The organism is Bacillus sp. FSL R5-0416, assembly GCF_037975425.1.
In the GTDB taxonomy this organism is placed as follows: Bacteria; Bacillota; Bacilli; order Bacillales; family Bacillaceae; genus Bacillus; species Bacillus subtilis.
This window is the reverse complement of sequence record NZ_CP150252.1, coordinates 1,478,088-1,498,101: the sequence shown is the minus strand read 5'-3', so window position 1 is coordinate 1,498,101 and position 20,014 is coordinate 1,478,088. Positions and strand designations below refer to the sequence as shown.

The window sequence follows — 20,014 nt, the reverse complement described above, 5'->3', positions numbered from 1 at the left end:
CCCATTAATTTTCAAATCGAAATCGGTCGTATAGCGTTACAAGTTTTTTGTAGGTGGTTCCGTCAACGTTTTTGGTCCCTGTCTCTATATCGTTGATCTCACTGCTTAATAGCTCGATGGCATACTCATGGTTGATCAGGATATTCAGCAGAAGTTTTTGTTCTTCTTCTGTAAATCGTTCACCGATAAGACTCATTCGCAATCAGGCCCCCTGTTTTATACTGAATACCTCTGAAAGCAAGACAACTTACTTTCAGCTCTACCGCTAGAATAAGTAATCAGATAACAAACGTCAACCGCATAATTCGACATTTACCTTGGCTTTTTCAGTCAAATTATTTTGTGAAACGATTTGCATAGCTGAAGGCAGTGTATGAATCCGGCTTTATTTTGGCCTCAATCCCCATGGAGGTAATACGTCCAGTCATTTCTTGGATCAGATCTTTTGTAAGCCCTTTTTTCCCAATATCCAAGTGAACTTCAAAGGTAAGATCCGCCCCCTCACCGGTAAAGGGCAGGAGCAGATCGGTAATATCCATTAAGTGTCCATCAAGAATATGAGCGGCCGTTTCTTGGCTGTACGCCGTTTCTAACGAAATCTTCTCCCGAAGGCTATGTATGGGTCTGTCGACTGTATGATTTTTCAAGCAGCCCCAAGCTCCCTTGCCTGTACGATGCAAATGCAATGCGGTAATAAACTTTGTGTAATCGCGGTAAACCTGTGAATCGGTTCCGATCGATAACACATAAGAAGAACGGGGGTCCTTTTGAACAAAGGCTTTAAGCCGTTCCATCACATCTTGAAAGGTCATCTGTGCTTCTGAAAGATTATAAAACAGAAAAGAATCAGCCATCACGACACTCCTTTTCAAGGATTTACAACCATGAAACAAGTATGTTCCTTACCGTTTATTTCGATTACTTTTGCAAAGGCGGAAGCTTGTTCCCCCTATTTCAGGAATCTTACTGAAGAAGTTCAAAGATTTCGATGGAAACCATGTCGATATTATCAAACGGATATGTGTTAGGTTTTTCACCTTTTTGGAAAACCGTCAGTTCAAACGTTTGATTTTTTTCGAAATATTTAACACTGCATATTTTCTCACCATTCACTTCGAAATAACGCTGCATTGGCTCGTTAGCCGCTTCCGCTGTTTCTTGCAGACTTTGCAGCCGTGTGATGATACCCATTAATTGTGACATTCTAAAAAAAGACTCCTTTCAAAAAGCAACTTCAAATCAACAAGTATTTATTATAATACAAGTTCTATTGAGCATCATACCATAAAGTCGGACAGGATGGCATTTTCACTGCTGAATTTAAGCAAAGAAAAAAAGTGAAAAAAACTATTTTTCTTTAGTTTGAGGCTTTTTTTGAATGTCATGCACACAATTATAATTTTTTTCGAATCTTTGGCAGCATTAAGAATGCCTTTTTGCAACTTTGTCAAAACCTTCTTTTAAATGTTATGGTGAAGTTCCGCGTGGCCATAATCAATGGGAGTCATGCTGGATAGAGGTAAACAACGGAACTGAACACCCGTGCAGCAGTGTCAGGGGTGTTCGGCACTCAATGTTTCTCCCTGTGTTAAACGTTTACCACTAGTTAGGTTTATTGTTTCATTGGATTGTCCTATGCTTTGACAAATAAAAAACTTGGCGGGGGTAGCGCCAAGTTTTTTCGGATCTTGATCTGATAGAGGGGTTGGGGAACAGAGAGTAGCTTCTCTCTATAATTAAATGATAATGATTCTCAGTATCAATGTCAATCGTTTTTTGATATTTTTTTCATTTCATAAAAAAAAAACGGCCTTTCAGCCGTTAAATCAGTCCGTCCTGCTCATATAAATAAGAATAAGGCAAGTCTATAAATAAATACATCTGATCATCCATCGGATATGAAAACGTTCTGATCATTTCACCTGTTTCTAAATCACTGTACAGATCACTGAAAAAACCTTTTCTGAGATTTCTCATTCTCATAATGTTCTCCAGAAAATAAGGGCGCCAGCTCCAGTTCTTTTCCGCATATTCCGGCTGGTAAATCCATTCTCCATCTTGCTTAAACACATTTCCCGTCAGCTGATCGCCTTCTTCATCACACATGTAAATCCTGAAGCTGCAATCTGTCAGCTCTTCCGCCAGCTTTTTAATAAAGTCATCATCAGAAGACAGATTGTTTTTTCTCAAAGAGGTCACAGCCTGATGCACTCGTTTATAAAACTGTTCAGAGTGCTCATAGACGGTCTCCAGTTTCTTTTTCTCATGTGTGATAAATTGGTGAAATTCAGTTTTAAGTCTTTGTTTCAATACATCTCTCTCTAGAAACGTTTCAGATGGAGACACTAAGTAATAGCCCTGAAAATAGCGGCCTCCGTTTCTCCAGGCGTACTGAAGCTGGAAGTTCGCCTCAATGTCTTCATACAATAGCGCCGCACCGATTTTTCTTGCTAATAAAGATATGCTGTACAGCACATGCTCATATGACGGTGACGGCTGTGACACTTTCAGCGCCTGCAAATCGATTTTTAACAGATCTGGTGAGAGCAGCGCGATTCTGTCCAAGTTGCTGCTTTCTTTTCCGATGTTGTCAACTGCGATTTTAATTCCGTATGTACGATAGTATGCAAGCATATGGTAGAGCTGCTCAATATCCCCTTCAAAATTGTGCTCTGTAATTTCAAGAACAAAACGGTGGAGTTCGATTCCCTTCGCTTCATATTCTTTCAGAAGCTCCAGAAAGCTTTCACCATGATCCAGCATCAGCAGATTGGCATCCTGATTCATAAAAATCAGCAGATCAGAATCCGCCTCTAAAAAGCGGTCAAGAGCCTGGCGGATAATTCTGTTATCAACCTCTAATTTATATTCTTCGGGTATCCCCGCATCTAAAAAGAAGGGCCCGAGACTTTGGATTTCTGAATCTGCCAAAATTCGTCCAAGCACCTCATATCCGACAACCTTCTGCTCCTCGGCACTAAAAATCGCCTGGTAATATGGAAGGACATCATCAATGTTCGTTAAAATATCAAGTGGATCCAACATGTTATCACCTGCTTCTCTATCTTTGTCTGATTATACCACATTGAATCCAAAGATTAATATTCTTTAAAACGGATAAGGATTCAGCCATTGCCCCCCGTCCATTGTGATACAATCCCCGTTTATATAGGATGCTTCATCAGAAAGCAAAAACGCTGCCAAAGCGGCGATTTCCTCCGGTGTGCCCAATCGGCCGAGCGGCACACTGTTCATCGTGCGGGCCATCGCTTTTTCCGATTCAAATAGCTTCTCCGCACCGCCTGTTCGTTCAATCGGTCCGGGGGCTATCGCGTTTGTACGAATGCCGTATTTGCTCCCCCATTCAACGGCCAGCGTTCTTGTCAATGACAATACCCCCGCTTTCGCTGCAGCGGAATGAACGACCCCCGCTCCCGCTCCCCAAGCGTACGTGGCTGCCATATTTAAAATGACACCCTGCTGCTTCTGGTCAATCCAATGCCTTGCCGCTGCTTGGCTGCAAAAAAATGTGCCGTTTAAAACAATCTCAATAACGGCTTTCCATCCATTGGGCGTCAGCTTTTCTGCCGGACAAATAAAGTTTCCGGCCGCGTTGTTAATCAGCGCGTCAAGCCGGCCAAAGGCTTTTATCGCTTCTTTTATCATGTCTGAAGCAGCGGAATCGGAACGGACATCCATTTGAAAACAAGCGACCTGTCCCTCAAAGGTCTGAATTTCTTTTTTTGTTTCCTCAAGTGCTTCATGGTTCCTCCCTGTCACCATAACGTGCCACCCTAATTCAGCCTGTTTTTTTGCCATCGCTTTTCCCATGCCGCTTGACCCGCCGGTAATAATTACCGCTTTTTTTTCCATGTTTATCCCTCCAATTGTGAATGAGTATTCATTCAATAATATTCTATCATTATATCCCTGCCTCTGTCAGCACATGCTCATATGAGATTTTTGTCAGATACAGATGATATAATAGAAAAACTCTATTAAAGGTTGGTTTGAAATGAAAAAGATGTCCAGAAGACAATTTCTAAAAGGAATGTTCGGCGCTCTTGCTGCCGGGGCTTTAACGGCCGGCGGGGGATATGGCTATGCCAGGTATCTCGAGCCTCATATGATCGAGACAACCGAACACACAATAAAAAGCTCTCTCATCCCGCACGGATTTGACGGTTTTAAAATCGTGCAGTTCAGCGATGCACACTTGAGTGATTACTTTACTCTCGAAGATTTAAAAACTGTCATTCTTACAATTAATGAATCTAAACCTGATCTCATTGTTTTTACAGGTGATATTATCGATAATCCTGATACGTACCAGCACCACCAGGCAGTCATTCCATTATTGAGAAAGCTTAATGCTCCCTTCGGCAAGCTTTGTATTTACGGCAATCATGATCACGGAGGCTTTGGAACTGCCGTTTACAAAAGCCTGATGACGGCCGGAGGTTTCACGGTATATCGCAATGGCTATCAAACATTGTCACTCGCAGATGGCAGCAAAATCGAAATTGCTTCGCTTGATGACTTAATGCTGGGAAACCCAGATTATGAAGGCACCCTTTCAAGGCTGAGCGACAGACTTTTTTCCATTCTTCTCGTCCATGAACCTGATGCGGCCTTGAAAACAACAGATTATCCCGTGAACCTTCAGCTTTCCGGCCATACACACGGCGGCCAGATTCAGCTGCCTTTTTACGGACCGATTATTACGCCTCCATATGGAAAAGTCTACACAGAGGGAATGTATCAAACGGGCAGCACTCATATTTACGTAAACCGAGGCCTCGGGATGACCAGGCTGCCTTTGCGGTTTCTGGCCAAGCCTGAAATCACTGTCTTCACCTTAAAAAGCACAAATTAATGTAGCAGGATGGGCTCCTCATCAATACTTATAAGTAAAAAAGGAGGATGAGGAAACTGCTTACGTACCAGGTGAAGCAAGGTGATACACTGAACAGCATCGCGGCTGATTTCAGAATCAGCACGGCTGCATTACTCCAGGCTAATCCGTCACTGCAGGCAGGGCTCACAGCGGGACAGTCCATAGTCATCCCCGGACTGCCGGACCCTTATACAATTCCGTATCATATCGCAGTCTCAATCGGAGCGAAGACCCTTACGCTGTTCCTAAATAATCGGGTAATGAAAACCTATCCCATCGCCGTTGGTAAAATACTAACGCAAACGCCTACTGGCGAGTTTTACATTATTAACCGCCAGCGCAATCCCGGCGGCCCATTTGGCGCTTATTGGCTGAGCCTTTCAAAGCAGCACTACGGAATACACGGGACGAATAATCCCGCTTCGATTGGTAAGGCTGTTTCTAAAGGCTGCATTCGCATGCATAACAAAGACGTGATTGAACTTGCTTCAATTGTGCCAAACGGAACAAGAGTCACGATTAACCGGTAATGTTTTCTTATTTGTTTCAAAAACAGGCGGTTTATAATATGATAAAGTGGGACCTTTAGGGTAAGGAGCGTTTTTATGGATATATTTAAAAATCGTAATTTTGTTCGTCTATTTTTCGCAGCACTCGCTTCTCAAATGGGCACGACAGTAGGCAACATGGCCTTTGCATTTTTTTTGCTGGACCGATTCAGCAGCCAGCCTTCATATACGACCTTGGCGGAGCTGATGTATTCTCTTCCGACCATATTTGTATTTCTGATCGTGGGAGTCGTCGCGGACCGGTTTGACAGAAAAAAGGTGGCAGAAAATTGTGATTGGATCAGAGCAGGCCTGACTGTCGTGCTTTTTTTCACTTTATTTACCGGCAATATTCCTCTTGTTTTTTGTATCTTATTTATCAGAAGCGCTGTAACAAAGTTTTTCTTTCCGGCAGAAAACAGTTTGGTACAAGCCATTCTGCCGAAGGAGCATTATGCGAAAGCGGCAGGGCTTAATCAGATGCTTTTTAGCATTTTTATGGTGTTTGGAGTCGGTATAGGCGCGTTTATGTACAACACCATCGGTATTGAAGGCGCCATTATTCTTGATTTTGTCAGCTTTATCATTTCCGGGCTGCTGATCCGCAGCTGCCGGATTCCAAAAGAAGCCCGACAGCCAAACGGTGCATTCAGCTGGAGAAAGACTTCTGTTAAGGATTCAATAAATGACTTTAGAGAAGGCATCCTCTATATTTTAAAAAACAAATTGCTGGCATCTCTTATTTTTGGCTTTTTCATTTTTGGATTTGTCAACGGAGGATTCGCTGTATTGCCGATGTTTACAATGAAATATGGATTGGCGCCTGACCGTTATGAGTGGCATACGTCTGTATTTACGATCGCACTCGGGTTTGGGCTGCTGGCAGGCAGCGTAATCAGCACGATCATCTCTAAAAAAGTGAAGCCGCACTTTTTAATGTCGATACCGATTTTCATTGCAGGTTTGCTGATCTTCGTCCTCGGCTACACCAATATTTTATGGGTGTATTACGCGGCAGCTTTTGCACTGGGAATGTGCATCGGACCGATCAACATTGCAATCGGAGGGTGGATGCCCAAAATTGTTCATCCAAAACTGATGGGACGTGTAAGCGGCATGCAGGACCCTTTTATGATGTTTGCACAGTCTTTGACACTTGGCTTAGTCGCACTGTTATTCCCTAAGTTTGTTTCAAACATTGATTATCTTTATTACGGCATGGGTGTTATTATCCTGCTCGTTTTTATTTTTTATTTTATTGCACTGCCAAAATACAGTGCTCAGGCTGTGGAAGTGAATGTTCAGGAAGCATTTCAAGAACAGCCGAAAAAGAAGGCAAGATCTGTATAATGCAGGTTAAAAATGCGCTTTTTTTCTTAGAAAAAAGCGCATTTTTACATTCAATATTTGCATTTCAACTTTAAAAAAGTATAATCTAAACATATAGAAATTGATAAGAGCAAAGGAGAGAAATAATGGACGACCATGCATATACGAAAGATCTGCAGCCAACCGTAGAAAATCTTTCAAAAGCAGTTTACACTGTGAACCGCCATGCAAAAACCGCCCCCAACCCTAAATACCTATATCTGCTGAAAAAACGGGCTTTGCAAAAGCTTGTCAAAGAAGGTAAAGGAAAGAAAATAGGGCTTCATTTTTCAAAAAATCCAAGGTTCAGCCAACAGCAATCGGACGTGCTTATCTCAATCGGAGACTACTATTTTCACATGCCTCCAACTAAAGAAGACTTCGAACATCTTCCGCATTTAGGTACACTTAATCAATCGTACCGAAATCCTAAAGCTCAAATGTCTTTAACAAAAGCGAAACACCTATTGCAAGAATATGTCGGCATGAAAGAAAAGCCGCTAGTGCCAAATCGCCAGCAGCCAGCTTACCATAAACCGGTCTTTAAAAAACTTGGCGAGAGTTACTTTTAAAATAAAAACAGCCGTGCCTCTTTCTGGCAACGGCTGTTTTTATTTATTCAATAACATACGTATCCACTTTTTTAATCAAATCACTGATCTCAGGCTTGCTGATTTGCTCATCTGCGCCTACAACTTCGCCGCGGTGACGCAGATCATCCGTAATTAACGATGAGAAAATCATAACCGGCACATCTGAGCTTTTCGGATTTTCCTTCAGCAGCTTTGTGAGCCTGTGTCCGTCCATTTTTGGCATTTCAATATCAGTGATGATCATATCAATCTGTTCTGATAAATCAGTTTCGTTTTCAGCAAGGTTCATAATGTATTCATATGCCTCTTTTCCATTTTCAAACGAAGCGATATTGTTGTACCCTGCTTCTTTTAATTCATCCTGCAAGAGGCGCATCAAAAGCGGTGAGTCCTCTACAATGATAAGCTTTTTATCAGTTCTTCTTTCATCGAAGCCCTCGGTATGCATATTATACGTGTCAACACCTGAATCTGATTCAATGTCATAAATAATTTTTTCATAGTCAGGCAAAAAGATCATCAGGTCTTCGAGCTTAATAATCCCGGTAAGGTGCCGCTCCATTCCTTGATTTAACGATGTCGGCTTTTCAATCGCTTCCCAGGATACTCTGTGAATTTGAGAAACAGAGCCGACATGAAAAACAATTTTCCGTTTATTAAATTCAGTCACGATATATTTCTCATCTTTTGATCCTTCAGGCTCTACTCCAAAAAATGAGAAGAGACTGATCACAGGGAGAATTTCTCCTCTGAGTTTAATCATTCCTTCTACATGCTGATGGGAGTGAGGTACTGATGTCACCTCGACAGGCTGAATAATTTCTCTTACCTTCATGACGTTAATTCCGAAAGCATTTTCACCCACGCCAAACTTCACAATTTCTAATTCATTTGTACCAGAATCCAATAAAATTTCGTATTGTTGTAACGACAATTCAATCCCTCGCTATTCGCATTCAGTATTGTACTGTATATATCGGCGTAATTTGTAAAAAGTGAATGGCAGCTCTTCAAAATCGAATTCCGAAGGCAACAAGCCGCGTTCCTCAAAAAAGAAACTTTTTTCCTAATAACCATTGACTTTCCAACTAACAGTGATAAAATAGTCAAGGATTTTTCCAAAGAAGGGTGTAAATAATGGGTACCTTAGTAATATTTAAAGAAAACGAAATGACTGTTTTAGAGGATATCAGTGAAGAAACTTACCTGAATATGAAGAAAGAATCAGCTGACCTTCGAGAAGAGCATCCTCCGTATCTGATTTGGCACGAAGACCTTCATTTTGATTATGGCTATTAATGAAATTGGCACATATAAACAATAATAGAACATGATACAATAAAGACAATCAAATCGCTGGTTGTCTTCTTTTTTTCTGAAAAGAAAGGTATGTTTAGAAAAAAGGCGCATACAATCGAAATATATCAGTTAAAAAGGTGACAAATGATCAGCTAGTGGTAAAATAGGATAAACTCATTATATTTGTTAAGGTGATGAATTATGGAACATTTGCTGAATCCGAAAGCAAGAGAGATCGAAATTTCAGGAATACGCAAATTCTCGAATCTTGTAGCCCAACACGAAGACGTCATTTCACTTACAATCGGCCAGCCTGATTTTTTCACACCGCATCATGTGAAAGCTGCCGCAAAAAAAGCCATTGATGAAAACGTGACGTCATATACTCCGAATGCCGGCTACCTGGAGCTGAGACAAGCTGTGCAGCTTTATATGAAGAAAAAAGCGGATTTCAACTATGATGCTGAATCTGAAATTATCATCACAACAGGCGCAAGCCAAGCCATTGATGCTGCATTCCGGACGATTTTATCTCCCGGTGATGAAGTCATTATGCCAGGGCCTATTTATCCGGGCTATGAACCTATTATCAATTTGTGCGGGGCCAAGCCTGTCATTGTTGATACTACATCACACGGCTTTAAGCTTACCGCCCGGCTGATTGAAGATGCTCTGACACCCAACACCAAGTGTGTAGTGCTTCCTTATCCGTCAAATCCTACCGGCGTGACTTTATCTGAAGAAGAACTGAAAAGCATCGCAGCCCTTTTAAAAGGCAGAAATGTCTTCGTATTGTCCGATGAAATATACAGTGAATTAACATATGACAGATCGCATTACTCCATCGCAAACCATTTGCGGGATCAAACAATTGTCATTAACGGCTTGTCAAAATCACACAGCATGACTGGTTGGAGAATTGGATTTTTATACGCACCGAAAGACATTGCAAAGCACATTTTAAAGGTTCATCAATACAATGTATCATGTGCCTCATCCATTTCTCAAAAAGCCGCGCTTGAAGCTGTCACAAATGGCTTTGACGATGCCCTAATTATGAGAGAACAATACAAAAAACGTCTCGACTATGTTTATGACCGTCTTGTTTCCATGGGAATTGATGTTGTTAAACCATCCGGTGCGTTTTATATCTTCCCTTCTATTAAATCATTTGGAATGACTTCATTTGATTTTAGTATGGCTCTTTTGGAAGACGCTGGCGTGGCACTCGTGCCGGGCAGCTCGTTCTCAACATATGGTGAAGGATATGTAAGGCTGTCTTTTGCATGCTCAATGGACACGCTGAGAGAAGGCCTGGACCGTTTAGAATTATTTGTATTAAAAAAACGTGAAGCAATGCAGACGATAAACAACGGCGTTTAAGCCGTTGTTTTATTTTTTTGGAAATGAAATTTTAAACGCTGTGCCTTTTTCAGGATGGCTGTCCACATGTATAACTCCCTGATGGTTTTCAATGATATTAAATGTCACCATTAATCCAAGCCCCGTACCTTTTTCTTTTGTTGTTAAAAATGGCTCTCCAATCCGGTTTAGTACCTTTTCAGGTATACCTTCCCCTTCGTCTTTGACAGTAACATGAACAGAATGCTCATCTTCGGTTATGATAATGTCTACTGTTCCCCCATCAGGCATTGATTCAACTGCATTTTTGATTAAATTAATGAATACCTGCTTTAATTGGTTTTGATCCCCGTTTATATAAATGCTGTCTTTTTCATAACTTGTTCTGATAAAAATGCCATTTAAATTCGCCTGCGTTTCTAACAGGGCTGAAACCTCACCAATTAATTTTTTCAAGTTCAAATATTCTTTGACAGCATTTTGCTGAGGTTTCGCCAGCATGAGCAATTCACTGAGTATTAATTCGATACGGCTGAGTTCAGAAAACACAATATCAAAGTAATGTTCGTTTCCTTCCATTGTCGGTTTCATCAGCTGTAAAAATCCTTTGATCGCTGTAAGAGGGTTGCGGATCTCATGGGCGATTCCCGCCGCGAGCTGCCCTGCGATTGATAATTTTTCCGATTTCAGCATCAATTCTTCTGTTTGTTTTCTCTCTGAAATGTCCCGAAGAATGACCTGGACGGCCGCTTCACCAAAAAAGGTCGTCGGAATGCAGACCATCTCCGTATAAATGACCCTGTTCTGAAAGGTGAACCAGGATTGCTTGACAATTTCAGATTCTGTTTTTTGCTCGGCGATGTTTTGGATTCTCTCTTTTACATCCTCGTGATCGCAAGGATGCAGCTGATCGTATATGTTTTTGCCAATTAAGTCCTCATAAGTAGCCGCTTCAAACAGGGAAATTCCCGATTCATTCATAAACACCCATTTTCCATTGTGAATCACCGCAATGGTATCAATGGAATTTTGAATCAGCAGCTGATATCGTTCACGGCTTTTTTGCAGGATGGTTTGGAATTTTTTCCTTGAAGAGATATCGATCAGCAGCAGCAGCTCAGCCTGCTGGTTTTTGTAGACGGTCGGGGATGCTTTCACTTCTAAATGAACAGGTGTGCCATCAAGCCTTTTCCACGTCTGTTCAATCATTCCGACTTCCATTCCTTTTTGCATTCGTATAATCCTGTTTTTCACGATATCATGATATTCTTCTTCAATAAATTCATAGGACCATTTACCAATAATAGCATCCTTGCTTTTGGCTCCCAGCATTGAAAGCATCGCGCTGTTTACATAGACGATCTTGCCTTTGACACTGATGCATAGCGGACTCGGGAGATTTTCAACCAACCGTTCATAATCATCCGTTATATATGTAGTCGATTCCGGGCTTGCAGGTTCGATTTCATGTTTTTCGCAGTTTAGGGATTGATGGCCTGTTTCTTCTTCAAGAACCTTCATTTTCAAAATGATTTCCCGTTCTGTCCGCTCAGCTCTTGTCGTAACAATTTCTACCGCAGCCTCCACCCACACAATCGTATGATCTTTTTTAATAAAACGAAAGGTGCACGGCATCAGATGATGTTCATTATAAAAATAGCTTTCAACCAAAAATTGGTCTTCCTCATGCAGAAACGTTTTGAGGAATGATCCGATCATCTCTCCTTGGAGATAGCCCAAATGCAGTTTGGAGTTGGCAGATATATAAATGATGCGTCCATTAGAGGCCAAGACTGCATGAATATCGGTTTTTGTTTGAAGTGGTTTAACATGCTGCGTATCCTGTTCCACAGAATCCCTCCTTTGCATGATCATCGTGTTTCGACATATACAGATTGACTTTTACCTAGTATGATTCGCTAGAAAATGAGTATTCTCCTTCTATTCTTATGGTGAACGTCAATTTTTGAATAAAAGAAAGGGCACACAATCTTTTAGTTGTGCACCCTGTTTTTTATTTTTTACTGTGTTTTTTTTCGAGCTCTGCGTAGGCGTGGATAGCTCTTTTGGCAATAATTTTATTGATCTTATCATCATCATTTACTGATGGAACAACAACACTAAAAGCCACTTTTGGATTTTTCGATGGGTAATAGCCGACAAAAGTCAGATTGTATGTTTTTTTCCCCCACCAGTTGCGATTCGTGCCGTAGTAAAATGTTTCCGCTGTTCCCGTTTTCCCTGATACATCTTCTGTAAACGTATTTTTTGCTGTCCCTGAAGTGGTAACTAGCTTCATTCCGGTCTTCACCTGCTGAATGTCACTTTCTGAGTTGTTAATTTTGTTGAGAATGTTTGGCTTTCTTTGTTCAATGGTCTTCCCAAGGCCTTCTTTTTTGCTGGGCTCATGGATACTTGTAACAATTCTTGGCTGAACACGGTAGCCCCCATTGGCAATTGATGAGATGTACTGTGCCATTTGAAGCGGTGTATATGTATCGTATTGTCCAATGGCCAAGTCTAAAATTAACCCCCCTACCGCATCAGGTGTAGTTTGCATACCGGCTGATTCCTGCGGCAGATCGATACCTGTCTTTACTCCCAGGCCAAATTGGCTGTAGTAATTTCTCATTTTGTTTAAATCCTTCTGGTCAGCAGGAAGAGGTCCATACGGCTTGTATGTGACACCGGCAATGTGCATGGCAACATTAAACATATATACGTTTGAACTTTTTTGCAGAGCGGTTAATTCATTGATGGTTCCCATGTTCATGTAGGATTTCTTCGGTTTGTTACCGTATCCTGCTAAATAAAGAGGTGTATCAACAAAATATTTATAATGCGGGATCCCGTCCTGATAGCCGGCTAGCACGGTGGCCCCCTTTACTGCTGATCCCATTTCATATTGGGTGGTAAATGCCCCTATCGCATAATCTTCAATTTTGTTGGTTTTTAAATCTATCTTTTTCCCTGCCATCGATAAAATATCGCCGTTATTCGGGTCCATCATCACGACAAAGGCTCTGTCAAGCATGTAATTTCCGCGTGCACGGCTGTTTCTTACTTCTTCTTCAATGATCTTTTCTACCTTTGCCTGAAGCTCCATGTCAAAAGAAAGCTGAAGATCGTATCCCCTGCTGCCTTTATCAATGGTTTTTTGGCTGACGACATTTCCTTTATTATCTTCTACGTATTCCACTTTTTCTTTATGCGAATTTAAATATTCTTCATATTGATACTCTAAATAACTTTTTCCCACCCTGTCATTATTCGCATAGCCTCTTGTTAAGTAGAAATCTTTCCGGTCGCTCAGCAGGCCCTGATCAGGTGTCGTAACGCCCCCGAAAACAGAATAAAGGGTTTTGTCATAAGGATATTTTCGTGTCCAATCGTTTACGATATCGATTCCCGGAAGTTCTTCTAAATGCTCAGAAACAATGGAAATTTCATCATATGTTAAGTCATTTTTTGGTCTTTGCGAGGAGTTTTTCTTCTCATCAAGCAGCGCTCCGTTTTTTCCATTGCTATTGCTCTTATTTGGATTCATTGCCTTTACGATTTGAGGTTCGTAAGCATTTCCGCTTGAAAACCTTGTATATATCGCAGCAGTTTCCATTTCTTCGTCATCTTGCTGAATAGCCTTTAATTCTTGATCCGGAACACGCTCTATTTGAAGCTTGTAAGCCTGGTCTCCTTTCAGATTGCTTTCTGATTCCTTAAGCAGAGCGGCGGCTTTTTTCGGATGAGCTGCGATCCAGTAATCACGAAGATCCCTTTCCTTCAAAAATTCGGTATCAATATGAATGAAAGAAGCAAGCCGCTTCGCTGTTTTGATTTTATCTTCTGTTTTTGTGCTAGATGTTGATACATACACAATTTCTGGAACGCTCTGGTTATCGACAGCAACTTTCTGATTTCTGTCGTACATCTTCCCGCGAGGCGCAGGATAGTAAGCTGTTTTTGCATTTGATTTCTCAGCGTCTTCTTCATGCTGTTCGCCTTCAACAATTTGAACAACCCCGAGCTTAAAAATTAATGCAGTGAATAGAACAAAGACAGCTAGGAAAAAAAGGTTCATTCTGATTGCTCTGTTTCCTTTGCTCTTTTTCTTTGGTTCACGTCCTATTTCAGTCACTTCTGGTTACCCCTCTCAAATCATTCAATAAATTTACATATACTGAGATTAATTGTAACACCTTTGTAATAGTTGTTACAGCGAAAAGGAGTAAAAAAAGCTGTCAATATAAAAACACATTAAAATATAACTAACGGTTCAAAAAAAAGGAAGCTATGTAACGGTACGATAAAATCATATATACCGCTGATTCCCTTATTCTTAGTGATTCAACGCATTTACTTTACGAAAATGACAATCTCTATTTGTCAAAGGAAAGTGCTGGAATCTTTATGACAAAAAAGCTATGTTATGATTTTTCTGTAGAAACAAACAACTCTAGGAGGTTACGAACTAATGAAGAAAGCATTTATTTTATCTGCTGCCGCTGCGGTTGGATTATTCACATTCGGGGGCGTACAGCAAGCATCAGCGAAAGAACTCTCCTGCCAGCCTGTGGTTACAGTAAAAACGGGGAACACAGTACAAAACATGTCACTTAACGATGCAGTGAAAAAACTGCATATTAACACAAATATCAAAACGTTAAACGCTGCAAACGAAAAAGAGATTAAGCAGTTTCTTCAAAAACATGCGAAGCAATCTAACGTGAAAGTTCAGGATGTTCAAAAGACAGAAACGGCAAAACCTGCACAAAAGACTACTGAAAAAGCAGCTGCTGATCAAAGCACTGCTTCTAAAGCACCCGCAACTGCTGAAAAAACAAACACAACAACATCTGCACCTTCATCTGTAAGTGCATATGAGAAAAAAGTTGTTGAACTTACAAATGCAGAAAGACAAAAACAAGGCTTAAAACCGCTTCAAATTGATGAAACGTTAAGCAAATCTGCACGAGCAAAATCTCAGGATATGAAGGACAAAAACTACTTTGATCACCAAAGCCCAACATACGGCTCACCGTTTGATATGATGAAATCTTTCGGAATCAGCTACAAAACAGCAGGTGAAAACATTGCGAAGGGCCAAAAGACACCAGAAGAAGTAGTAAAAGCTTGGATGAACAGTGAAGGACACAGAAAAAACATTCTAAACCCTAACTTTACTCACATCGGTGTTGGCTACGTTGAGTCTGGAAGCATCTGGACACAACAATTCATCGGAAAATAATAAAAAAAATTCCCTGTATGATACAGGTAATCTTCAGCTTGTAGAGAAAACCATGTTTTTTCTACAAGCTTTTTTTGTATTCATCTAAATGTATGGAGAAACAGAAAAAAGCCGCCAGACCCCCAGCCAAGCAAGGTCAAGTTACGGCAGTCTTCTTCATCCGGCTGCGAAGGGAACTTATTCACTACAATCCGTTTTTCTTTCACCTTCAATAGCAAAGCTGCTGCAACAGATTTATGCCATTGATAGATTTGACTTTTTATAATAAAGGAGAAATGTTTGGGTCAGGTTGAGCAACATAGGTTTCGCATGAGATGCAAAGGATCCTCTTTTCCTTTATTTAGTTAATTTTAATTTCCCTATTTTGTTACATTCTAATGCAAACCATACTGTGCCATCATTATCGCATCCTATTCCATGAGGCTCAGCATGAGGTGTGTTGATTGTATATTCTTCAATTGTTTGATCACTTGTCAGCCTTCCGATTTTATTCCCCCCCCATTCGGTAAACCATAAATCAGATTTTACACCTGCAGCGATAGCGTGAGGCCGTGCATTTGGTGTAGGGATATCATATTCAGTTATGTCACCGGAAACCGTAATCTTACCTATCTTATTACCCACTATCTCTACAAACCAAAGTGCATCATCATGCCCTTTTGTAATGCCTACCGGTCCTGCTGCTGGTGTAGGAATCGGAAACTCCGTTAACTCACCTGATTCAGTTATTTTGCCGATAGCATTATTCTGGTTTTCAGTGAACCAAAGTGAGTGATCTGAACCCAACGTAATAAAAGAAGGGTACGATCCTTCATTAGGCAGTTCGTATTCATGAATTTTGCCCTCTGATGTCAATTTACCTATACGATTTCCATTCATCTCAGTAAACCAGATATCTCCGTCTGGACCTTCCGTAATCCCATATGGGGCTGAATGTTGATGCGGCAATGGATATTCTATAAATTGCCGTTTTGCTGTCAGTTTCCCTATCTTATTAGCCCTATTTTCTGTAAACCAAATATCACCTTCTGAAGACACCGTTAAACACATGACTCCAGCATCAGGTGTCGGAACAATATACTCTTGAATTTGGCCCGTTCTATCAAGACAGCTGATCTTGTTAGCTTTATGTTGAGTAAACCATACCTTTCCTTCGGGTGAAATGGCTATCCCGTATGGACCAGAATCAGAATGTAAAATATTTATTTCTTGCTGTTCAAGCTTCATATCAATACCCCCATCAATAATAATCTACAAAAAAAGCCTCCTATACTCACTTTTCTGAGATAGGAGGCAATGCTAAATCGACTTCACTCCAAAGCCGCTTTAGTAATAAGAATATTACCCCATAATCCTATCTCAGAGAATAAATCAATAAACAAAACAAATCAGCATTTAGATCATCAGAAAAATAGTCACTGATGTTGAATGTATAGGTTAAGCTATTGATTCTTTCTTAAAGCTAGAATTATAGAATCATGTTCTTATTTTCACCCTTCCGTTTTGTCAATTAATTAAAACAAGTGGTATTTTTCTCTTTTACGCACTTATAGTCCAAAAAAAGGCTGTCGAGATTTTCACGACAGCCTGATGGTTGCCTGCAGGATACAAGCAGTCCTTTTATTTCACCCAAAGCTTATATATACTCTGTGTTCCGCTGTTTTCTTCACCTTGAGCAGCTAGCTTGTCATATAAGGATTTTGCGAGCGACAAGCCTGGCATTTCTTCCCCCATTAATTCTGCTTCCTCTAGTGCAATTCCCATATCCTTAATAAAATGCTTCACATAAAATCCCGGTTCAAAGTTGCCTTGCAGCATACGGGGAGCAAGATTTGACAATGACCAGCTTCCGGCTGCGCCCGTTGTGATGCTTTTCAGAACATTTTCTGGCTCTAGGCCTGATTTTTGGGCATAAGCCATCGCTTCAGCAACACCGATCATACCGGCTGCAATTGCAATCTGATTGCACATCTTGGTATGCTGTCCGCTTCCAGCCGATCCTTGATACTGAATATTCTCTCCCATTAAAGAGAAAATCGGCATGCAGGCTTCAAAAGCTTCTTTTTCTCCACCGACCATAATCGCGAGTGTTCCGTTTTGTGCACCGACGTCTCCACCGGAAACAGGAGCGTCTAAAGCGAACAATGCTTTTTCTTTGGCCGCTTCAGCAATCTTCTTCGCAAGCGAAGGCTTAGATGTCGTCATATCAATAAGATATGCGCCTTCTTTTGCGTTTTCAATAATTCCATTGCTTCCGAAATACACTTCTTCAACATCGCTGGGATAGCCGACCATTGTAATGATGACATCCGCTTCTTTCGAAAGATCTTTGACCGTATCTTTCCAGATCGCGCCTTCTTGAAGTATGCTTTCTGCTTTTTCTTTTGTCCGGGTGTACACCAAAACAGGGTGGCCGTCATTCAGAATATGTGATGCCATGCTCTTTCCCATCACTCCAAGACCGATAAAACCAATTGTTTTTTTCAAGGTCATTCCTCCCTGATGTTTCGTTTTGATTTTAGTTAAAATTTATCATTTTTCCTTCATTTTTTAGACTACCATATCTATTCATCTTATAACATAAAAAATCCCCAAAACAAATGATGTTTGGGGATGTAATTGGATTACAATGTGAATTTTGCAATTGTGTTCATAAGCTCTTGGCTTGCATGTTTTAGTGTTTCCGTTGAGTGTTTGACTTTATCAAGGGTGACAAGCTGTTCATCGGTTGATGCGTTCACTTCCTCTGCTGCGGCAGCTGATTCCTGTGATATGGCTGAAATGCTTTGAATAGCTTCAGAAATCGCAAGCTGTTCTTCACTCATTCTTTGAATTTCCGCGTAAATGTGATCAATACCTTGTACCAGTGACTGCATTTCTGCAGTTATCGTATTTAATACCTCTCCAGTTTCGTGAATGGCACTGTTTTGTTCATCATTCATTCTGCTTGCCTCAACCATCGCGTGAGAGGCCTCTTTTGTCTCAAGCTGGATAAGCTTCACAGTCTCACTGATATGCTTTGTAGAAAGGGCTGATTGCTCAGCTAACTTCCGCACTTCATCGGCTACGACGGCAAAACCGCGCCCGCTTTCTCCGGCTCTGGCTGCCTCAATACTGGCATTTAAGGCAAGCAAGTTGGTTTGATCAGATATGTTTGAAATCGCTGTAACGACTTCTTCAATATTCTTAGTTTGATTTTCCAAATCCAGCAGCATCGTTTCAACCTTTTTCGTTTCCATATTGGCTTCGTTTGATTTCATCAGCAGCTGGCCGAGCGCGTCAAGTCCTTTATAGCTTGCATCCTCGGACGATTTTGAGCGTTCTTTAATTCCGCCTGCCTCCTCAGCGATTTGCCTGATTTTCGTTGACAGGCTTTCCGATTTTTCATTAATGGTTTCAACTTCAGAAGCCTGTTCCGATGCTCCTGCGGCTACTTCTTCAATCGCTTTTGCAATTTGGCCGCTTGTTTCATTAGTTTCGGCAGAGACAGCCGTTAGTTGTTCAGAGGTGTCAGATACTTTCCCTGAAGAGAGTCTCACTTGCTCAACCATTTCCTTCATATTTTCAACCATCAGATTGAAATCTCTTGTTAAAATACCGACTTCATCCTTAGATTTTGATTCCGCGCGCACTGTTAAATCGCCTGCGGAAACAGCTTTCGTTTTTGCGATCAGCTGCTGTATCGGACCGGTTATCGTTTTGGCCAGGAAGTAGCTGAGAATAATTGTTATGATAAGCGCAATCAATGATATCCAAAGATTTGCCCGATTCATTTTATCTGAAATCCACATTAATTGATCGGTATCAAATTGCGTTCCGACCTTCCAGCCTGTCTCGCCAATCATTTGGTACACAACCATTTTCCCATTCACATCTTGTATCCCTTTTTTCTCGGATGCGATGGTTTGCAGTGTTTGATCCTTTGATATATTTTTTCCTTGATTTGACGGATGGGCTAAAAGATTGCCGCTCGCATCAGCTAAAAAGGCAAATCCTTTGTAAGGCACCTTTTGTTTATTGACCATACTCTGGATAGCAGAGAGTTTCAAGTCATAGCTGGCAACCCCTATCACTTTTTGCCCGTCTAAGATCGCTTTCGATGCAGTAACAATCATGTCTCCTGTCACGACATCTTTATAAGGTTCCGTCCAAACAACTTGATCCGGGGTTTCAGCTGCAAGCTTATACCATGGTCTTGATGTTGGATCGTAATCCTCAGCGAAATCCGCTTTTGGATATGTAAACATTTCTTTTTTTGCGGTGCCTATGTAAGCCATCGCAACATAATCATCGTTGTCTTTGATTTGCTTAATGTCATCGTGAAACAGCCGAGCAGCTTCTTTACTTGGTTTCGTTACAAATGTATGCGTTAATTCCCCATTAGCCAATCTTGATAACGAAATGGCATAACTCTTTAATTGCAATTCAATATTTTGTTCAAGTGACTGCGTCACGTTTTGAGTTGTATTTTTCCCATCCTCTGTAATCATCGGTTTTAGCGTCAAATAAGAAGACAGCATTAAAAGAACAACTGTGACGATTAACATAATCGAAACAAAAACAGCAATCTTCATGTGAAGTTTTTTAAACAAACCAATCCCCTCCTAATTTCTATATCGGCCCTTTCGTTTGAAAAATGAATAATCAAAAAATAAATTATAAGAAAATCGGAATATATTTACTGAAAATTCAATTTTCGTTA

General features: G+C 40.8%; 18 protein-coding genes. 7 read left to right on the top strand and 11 right to left on the bottom strand.

Translation table 11 applies throughout. The features are described from left to right. Positions 1-4 precede the first annotated feature (4 nt). The 5 genes from abbA to fadH all read right to left on the bottom strand — a co-directional run bounded on the left by abbA (position 5) and on the right by fadH (position 3,873). A complete protein-coding gene (abbA, locus tag NYE20_RS08010) occupies positions 5-202 on the bottom strand; it encodes an AbrB antirepressor AbbA (RefSeq protein ID WP_010886502.1) in 198 nt (65 codons plus the stop codon). 133 nt (positions 203-335) lie between these two features. Then, complete coding sequence (locus tag NYE20_RS08005) at positions 336-854, bottom strand: ribonuclease H-like YkuK family protein (protein WP_003232389.1); 519 nt, start codon at positions 852-854, stop codon at positions 336-338. A gap of 109 nt (positions 855-963) precedes the next feature. Next, positions 964-1,203 (bottom strand): DUF1797 family protein, encoded by a 240-nt coding sequence (locus NYE20_RS08000; protein ID WP_003218671.1) that lies wholly within the window; start codon positions 1,201-1,203, stop codon positions 964-966. Between the two features lie 618 nt (positions 1,204-1,821). After that, complete coding sequence (locus NYE20_RS07995; RefSeq protein WP_003232391.1) at positions 1,822-3,045, bottom strand: EAL-associated domain-containing protein; 1,224 nt, start codon at positions 3,043-3,045, stop codon at positions 1,822-1,824. A gap of 63 nt (positions 3,046-3,108) precedes the next feature. Then, positions 3,109-3,873 carry a 2,4-dienoyl-CoA reductase gene (fadH, locus tag NYE20_RS07990; RefSeq protein ID WP_015383534.1) on the bottom strand — a complete coding sequence of 255 codons (765 nt, stop codon included), beginning with the start codon at positions 3,871-3,873 and terminating at the stop codon, positions 3,109-3,111. Positions 3,874-4,015: 142 nt separating this feature from the next. Between fadH and NYE20_RS07985 the strand changes: the two genes are divergently transcribed. The 4 genes from NYE20_RS07985 to NYE20_RS07970 all read left to right on the top strand — a co-directional run bounded on the left by NYE20_RS07985 (position 4,016) and on the right by NYE20_RS07970 (position 7,385). Further along, a complete protein-coding gene (locus tag NYE20_RS07985) occupies positions 4,016-4,876 on the top strand; it encodes a metallophosphoesterase (protein ID WP_049139861.1) in 861 nt (286 codons plus the stop codon). Between the two features lie 56 nt (positions 4,877-4,932). Further along, positions 4,933-5,427, top strand: a complete 495-nt coding sequence (locus NYE20_RS07980; protein ID WP_072174092.1) for a L,D-transpeptidase family protein — start codon at positions 4,933-4,935, stop codon at positions 5,425-5,427. A gap of 75 nt (positions 5,428-5,502) precedes the next feature. Then, a complete protein-coding gene (locus tag NYE20_RS07975; protein WP_161621549.1) occupies positions 5,503-6,795 on the top strand; it encodes an MFS transporter in 1,293 nt (430 codons plus the stop codon). 125 nt (positions 6,796-6,920) lie between these two features. Beyond that, entirely contained in the window at positions 6,921-7,385 is a 465-nt protein-coding gene (locus NYE20_RS07970; RefSeq protein WP_003232406.1) for a YkyB family protein, read from the top strand. A gap of 43 nt (positions 7,386-7,428) precedes the next feature. Here NYE20_RS07970 and cheV read toward each other — a convergent pair whose 3' ends face one another. Then, positions 7,429-8,340 (bottom strand): chemotaxis protein CheV, encoded by a 912-nt coding sequence (gene cheV, locus NYE20_RS07965; protein ID WP_014476655.1) that lies wholly within the window; start codon positions 8,338-8,340, stop codon positions 7,429-7,431. A gap of 203 nt (positions 8,341-8,543) precedes the next feature. Between cheV and NYE20_RS07960 the strand changes: the two genes are divergently transcribed. Then, a complete protein-coding gene (locus tag NYE20_RS07960; protein ID WP_014476654.1) occupies positions 8,544-8,705 on the top strand; it encodes a hypothetical protein in 162 nt (53 codons plus the stop codon). A gap of 201 nt (positions 8,706-8,906) precedes the next feature. After that, positions 8,907-10,088 (top strand): aminotransferase A, encoded by a 1,182-nt coding sequence (locus NYE20_RS07955; RefSeq protein WP_161621548.1) that lies wholly within the window; start codon positions 8,907-8,909, stop codon positions 10,086-10,088. Positions 10,089-10,097: 9 nt separating this feature from the next. On the opposite strand, the gene kinA is transcribed toward NYE20_RS07955, so the two are convergent. Continuing rightward, positions 10,098-11,918 (bottom strand): sporulation histidine kinase KinA, encoded by a 1,821-nt coding sequence (gene kinA / locus NYE20_RS07950; RefSeq protein ID WP_015252197.1) that lies wholly within the window; start codon positions 11,916-11,918, stop codon positions 10,098-10,100. A 163-nt stretch (positions 11,919-12,081) separates the two neighbouring features. Continuing rightward, positions 12,082-14,202, bottom strand: a complete 2,121-nt coding sequence (locus NYE20_RS07945; RefSeq protein WP_032725601.1) for a penicillin-binding protein 2 — start codon at positions 14,200-14,202, stop codon at positions 12,082-12,084. 336 nt (positions 14,203-14,538) lie between these two features. On the opposite strand from NYE20_RS07945, the gene NYE20_RS07940 reads away from it, so the two are divergent. Beyond that, a complete protein-coding gene (locus NYE20_RS07940) occupies positions 14,539-15,312 on the top strand; it encodes a CAP domain-containing protein (RefSeq protein ID WP_041850889.1) in 774 nt (257 codons plus the stop codon). Between the two features lie 336 nt (positions 15,313-15,648). Here NYE20_RS07940 and NYE20_RS07935 read toward each other — a convergent pair whose 3' ends face one another. The 3 genes from NYE20_RS07935 to mcpC all read right to left on the bottom strand — a co-directional run bounded on the left by NYE20_RS07935 (position 15,649) and on the right by mcpC (position 19,904). Further along, entirely contained in the window at positions 15,649-16,539 is an 891-nt protein-coding gene (locus NYE20_RS07935) for a Virginiamycin B lyase (protein WP_151870257.1), read from the bottom strand. A gap of 393 nt (positions 16,540-16,932) precedes the next feature. Then, positions 16,933-17,799 (bottom strand): NAD(P)-dependent oxidoreductase, encoded by an 867-nt coding sequence (locus NYE20_RS07930; RefSeq protein ID WP_161621546.1) that lies wholly within the window; start codon positions 17,797-17,799, stop codon positions 16,933-16,935. 137 nt (positions 17,800-17,936) lie between these two features. Further along, the gene (gene mcpC / locus NYE20_RS07925; RefSeq protein WP_041850891.1) at positions 17,937-19,904 is read right to left on the bottom strand and encodes a methyl-accepting chemotaxis protein McpC; all 1,968 of its coding nucleotides are present in this window, start codon (positions 19,902-19,904) and stop codon (positions 17,937-17,939) included. Between the last annotated feature and the right edge of the window lie 110 nt (positions 19,905-20,014).